This window comes from Arsenophonus endosymbiont of Apis mellifera, from assembly GCF_903968575.1.
Taxonomy (GTDB): Bacteria; Pseudomonadota; Gammaproteobacteria; order Enterobacterales; family Enterobacteriaceae; genus Arsenophonus; species Arsenophonus apicola.
Map to the genome: position 1 here is coordinate 1 of NZ_CAJCFU010000050.1, position 4,828 is coordinate 4,828.

A 4,828-nucleotide genomic window follows, 5' to 3' on the forward strand; every position below is an offset into this window, starting at 1 on the left:
AGGGTATGGCTGTTCGCCATTTAAAGTGGTACGCGAGCTGGGTTTAGAACGTCGTGAGACAGTTCGGTCCCTATCTGTCGTGGGCGAAGGAAGATTGAGGGGGGCTGCTCCTAGTACGAGAGGACCGGAGTGGACGCACCACTGGTGTACAGGTTGTCATGCCAATGGCATCGCCTGGTAGCTAAGTGCGGAAGAGATAACCGCTGAAAGCATCTAAGCGGGAAACTTGCCTCAAGATGAGTCTTCCCTGACAGTAATGTCCTATAAGGGGTGTTCGAGACGAGGACGTAGATAGGCTGGGTGTGTAAGCGTAGCGATACGTTGAGCTAACCAGTACTAATGACCCGAGAGGCTTAACCTGACAACACCGAAGGTGTTTTGAGAAGAGAGAAGAGATTTTAGCTTGTTCAGAGATTGGTGCCTGTAAGCGGTTACGGCGCTAGAAGTCAACGGGCGAGATGGCCTGCGCATAGCGAGAGGCAGCCGAGATGAGCGCCCGAGGCAGTAGCGTAACGAAACAGGATAGCGAAAAAAGAATTTGTCTGGCGGTAATAGCGCGGTGGTGCCACCTGATCCCATGCCGAACTCAGAAGTGAAATGCCGTAGCGCCGATGGTAGTGTGGGGTCTCCCCATGTGAGAGTAGGGAGCTGCCAGACGTTAATTATGTTTAAAAAGCCACCTAAGGGTGGCTTTTTGACGTTTTATTGTTTGATTTTATAACTCTTATCTATTCTCTATATATCTATAGTAATAGACTATATAATTACTATATATGAATTGAGTTTTGATATATGCATTCTGATAATCATGGTAAATTAAAAAATTATAATACTTTTGGTCTTGATGCCAAGGCGAAAGCAATATACTCAGCTACTTCAGTAGAAGAATTGCTTATGTTATGGAAAAATGCCCGACTGAAAGAGTGGCCTGTTTTATTATTGGGCGGCGGGAGCAATATTCTCTTTATTAATGACTTTGATGGCCTAGTCATTTTAAATCAAATTACCTCACTGATGATAACTGAATCATCCCACGAATGGTTTATTCATGTTGGCGCAGGAAATAATTGGCATCAATTGGTTAAAGAACTTATAAAAAATGGTATTTACGGATTGGAAAATATGGCGTTAATACCAGGATCGGTAGGGGCTGCGCCTATACAAAATATCGGTGCTTATGGCATCGAATTTAAAGACGTATGTCACTATGTCGATATTGTTGATCTAAATAATGGTAAACAATATCGTTTAGATACTGCTGAATGTCAATTCGGTTACCGAGATAGTATTTTTAAGCATAAATATCGTGACAATTTTGCTATCGTTTCAGTGGGTTTAAAACTTAATAAACGATGGAAACCCATATTAACATATGCAGGTTTGACTTCTTTGGCTGCACAGACAGTGACAGCGGAAACAATCTTTGATGCTGTTTGTAAAATACGGCAAAGTAAGCTACCTGATCCATTTTTAGTAGGAAATGCGGGTAGTTTTTTTAAAAATCCCGTTATTTCTAGTACGGCAGCAAATGAAATAAAGGCGCGTTATCCTCAATGTCCAGAATATCCGCAAACCGATGGTACAGTAAAGCTTGCTGCTGGATGGCTAATTGATCAATGTGATCTAAAGGGTTTTCAATGTGGTGGTGCAGCGGTACATAGTGATCAGGCATTGGTTTTAATTAATAAAAATAATGCGACCGGAAAAGATATTGTAGATTTAGCCCGTTATATCCAGAAAAAAGTTATAGAGAAATTTGCTATTACACTAGAACCAGAAGTACGTTTTATTGGTAAATATGGAGAAGTAAACGCTATGGATACTATTTCATGAAAGATGTAACTATTCCTTTAAAACTCATCAAAATACTTTCTGATGGTAGTATACATTCAGGCGAGCAATTAGGTGAATTACTTGGCATGACGCGAGCTGGTATTAATAAGCATATTCATACACTTCGTAAATGGGGAATTGAGGTTAATACTATTACTAGTAAGGGTTATCAACTTACTAAAAAAATGGATTTGTTAGACTACGAACGAATTTATGGTTTAGTAAGACGTGGAAATATAATTGTAAAACCGGTTATTAATTCTACTAATCAATATCTACTTGAGCGTATTGATCAATTAAGTTCTGGTGATGTTTGTGTTGCCGAATATCAAACAGCTGGTAGAGGTCGACGCGGTCGATATTGGGCTTCTCCCTTCGGTTGTAATCTTTATTTATCATTATACTGGCATTTACACCAAGGTCCAGCTGCCGCTATGGGACTAAGTTTAGTTGCGGGAATTGTAATAGCTGAAACCCTTAATAAATTGAGCGGTAGTAATATAAAAGTTAAATGGCCTAATGATCTTTATCTTAATGAAAAAAAGCTTGCTGGTATTTTAATTGAAATGATAGGTAAAACTGGCGATGCGGCGCATATTGTGATTGGTATTGGGCTCAATATTGCAATGAGTTGCAATTATGAAACAAATATTAATCAAGGATGGATTAATCTTGAGCAGGCTGGTATTCAAATAGAAAGAAATGTGATTGCAGGTCAGATTATTTTGGCATTACGCCATGAATTAGTGCAATTTGAGAAATATGGTCTTGTTCCTTTTATTAAACGTTGGCTGGCGTTGGATAATTTTTTACATAAAAAAGTAAAGTTGCATATTGGTGATCAGCTTGAGGTCGGTATCGTGAAAGGAATTAATGAACACGGCGCAATTTTGTTAGAACAAAATGGTGAAATTGTTTCCTATATAGGTGGTGAAATTTCATTACGGCCGGATAATTAGCTCAATTGAGTCGAAGTTAATTATCGACCCAATGTTTGAAATTATTTTCTTAATCTAACATTTGTAATTGAATGATTAGAGCCTTTAGTCATGATCAAACTGGCTCTTTCTTTGGTTGGTATTATATTCTCTTCCAAATTTATTTTATTAATTTCTTCCCATATTGTTTTAGCCGTTTTGATCGCCTCTTCTTGCTCTAATTTAGAATAATGGTAAAAATAGGCGTGAGGATCGGAGAAGGCGCCTTGGCAGAATTTTAAAAATCGACTGATATACCATTTTTTTAATAAATTTTCTGGGGCATCAACATAAATGGAAAAATCGACAAAGTCAGATACGAAAACATGATGCGGATCATGCGGATAATCCATACCGCTTTGCAAAACATTCAAACCTTCTAAAATAAGAATGTCAGGCTGTTCAATCACTTGTTTTTTTCCGGGAACAATATCGTAAGTAAAATGGGAATATACCGGGGCAGTGACTTGCTTAACCCCAGATTTGATGTCAGAAACAAATTTTACCAAACGATGCATATCATAGGATTGCGGAAACCCCTTTTTTTTCATTATCCCACGTTCGTTTAAAATCCGATTAGGGTATAAAAAACCATCTGTGGTAATAAGATCAACTTTACGATGTTCAGGCCAACGACTTAATAAAGTTTGTAATAGGCGGGCTGTGGTACTTTTACCAACCGCAACACTGCCTGCAATACCGATGACATAAGGTACTTTAGTACCATTAGTACCTAAGAACTGTTCTAAAACAGTTTGTCTACGTAAATTTGAACTGATATAAAAGTTAAGCAGTCGTGAAATAGGAAGATAAATTTTATTAACTTCATCCATTGAAATTTCATCATTAATACCCTTTAGTTCCAGCAGTTCTTCATCCGTTAGTAGTTCTAATGGAACTGAATCACGTAATGTCGCCCACTGTTCACGATCAAATTCTAAATAAGGTGTTATTGAAAAGTTTTGTTGTTGTTTCATAAGTCAACATTTACCTGTGTACAGGTTGTCATAATCATTCATAACCGATAAAAAATAGATTGCATAATAACGATTGAATATCTTTAGGCGTAGAGTTTTTTCTGTTTTTTTGTATCAAATAAATAATTGATCACAATTTATCCGTTTTTTATTTTTAGTAATAAAATAATATTGTATGATTTACGATACTTTTTATTAGTGAGAAAAATTTGATGTCGTTTTTCACTAGAGTAAATAGTAAATAAAAAATTTAGCACTGTTGAGTATTTAAACATTTACTATAGAAAAAAACAGCAAAAATGGCTAAAGTGAATACTTTATAAGCAAAAAAACAATTTTTTTAATTTTTTTGTTGCAACATGCTCGTTCTCTACCTAGAATGCGCAGCACCTGATGCCGGCATAGCTCAGTTGGTAGAGCAACTGACTTGTAATCAGTAGGTCCCGAGTTCGACTCTTGGTGCCGGCACCATTAAAAATTTGGATATAAGTAAAAGGTGGGATTCCCGAGCGGCCAAAGGGAGCAGACTGTAAATCTGCCGTCACAGACTTCGAAGGTTCGAATCCTTCTCCCACCACCATAAAGTTTGATCTTAAGTGTTCAGCTTAAAATGCTACCTCATGCAAAATACTTAAGATAAAATTTGCAGCTGATTAAAGTCAGGTAGCCGAGTTCATCGCGGGCATCGTATAATGGCTATTACCTCAGCCTTCCAAGCTGATGATGCGGGTTCGATTCCCGCTGCCCGCTCCAAGATGTGCTGATATAGCTCAGTTGGTAGAGCACACCCTTGGTAAGGGTGAGGTCGGCAGTTCGAATCTGCCTATCAGCACCACTCCTAGAAAGTGTTCTTAATTGTTCCCTGATTTTTTTCCTGCGATAAAACAAGCAACGAATATATGATTTTCACTGCTTGGTTAATGTGGTGTAACCACCGATTCCGTGTCTTAGAGGGACAATCTAATGTCTAAAGAAAAATTTGAACGTAAAAAACCGCACGTTAACGTTGGTACAATCGGCCACGTTGACCATGGTAAAACA

3 protein-coding genes, 4 tRNA genes, 2 rRNA genes and 1 pseudogene are annotated in these 4,828 nt (G+C 37.9%); 9 read left to right on the top strand and 1 reads right to left on the bottom strand.

All coding sequences use genetic code 11. From position 1 onward, the window contains the following. The 4 genes from H1X92_RS07340 to birA all read left to right on the top strand — a co-directional run. Positions 1 to 361: ribosomal RNA gene (locus H1X92_RS07340) — 23S ribosomal RNA — on the top strand; the annotation flags it as partial. A 180-nt stretch (positions 362 to 541) separates the two neighbouring features. After that, positions 542 to 657: ribosomal RNA gene (rrf, locus tag H1X92_RS07345) — 5S ribosomal RNA — on the top strand. A 135-nt stretch (positions 658 to 792) separates the two neighbouring features. Then, complete coding sequence (gene murB, locus H1X92_RS07350; RefSeq protein WP_180559540.1) at positions 793 to 1,833, top strand: UDP-N-acetylmuramate dehydrogenase; 1,041 nt, start codon at positions 793 to 795, stop codon at positions 1,831 to 1,833. Continuing rightward, positions 1,830 to 2,792 carry a bifunctional biotin--[acetyl-CoA-carboxylase] ligase/biotin operon repressor BirA gene (gene birA, locus H1X92_RS07355; RefSeq protein WP_180559541.1) on the top strand — a complete coding sequence of 321 codons (963 nt, stop codon included), beginning with the start codon at positions 1,830 to 1,832 and terminating at the stop codon, positions 2,790 to 2,792. The genes murB and birA overlap by 4 nt, the downstream gene beginning before the upstream one ends. 41 nt (positions 2,793 to 2,833) lie before the next feature. On the opposite strand, the gene coaA is transcribed toward birA, so the two are convergent. After that, on the bottom strand, positions 2,834 to 3,787 hold the full coding sequence (gene coaA, locus H1X92_RS07360) for a type I pantothenate kinase (RefSeq protein WP_180559542.1): 954 nt from the start codon (positions 3,785 to 3,787) through the stop codon (positions 2,834 to 2,836). A 395-nt stretch (positions 3,788 to 4,182) separates the two neighbouring features. On the opposite strand from coaA, the gene H1X92_RS07365 reads away from it, so the two are divergent. From H1X92_RS07365 to H1X92_RS15625, 5 genes and pseudogenes are all read left to right on the top strand, one after another. Beyond that, positions 4,183 to 4,258: transfer RNA gene (locus H1X92_RS07365), tRNA-Thr, on the top strand. 24 nt (positions 4,259 to 4,282) lie between these two features. Next, positions 4,283 to 4,367: transfer RNA gene (locus H1X92_RS07370), tRNA-Tyr, on the top strand. 98 nt (positions 4,368 to 4,465) lie between these two features. Beyond that, positions 4,466 to 4,540: transfer RNA gene (locus tag H1X92_RS07375), tRNA-Gly, on the top strand. 6 nt (positions 4,541 to 4,546) lie between these two features. Continuing rightward, positions 4,547 to 4,622 (top strand) — tRNA-Thr (locus H1X92_RS07380). A 128-nt stretch (positions 4,623 to 4,750) separates the two neighbouring features. Then, a pseudogene (locus H1X92_RS15625) lies at positions 4,751 to 4,828 on the top strand (GTP-binding protein); the annotation flags it as partial.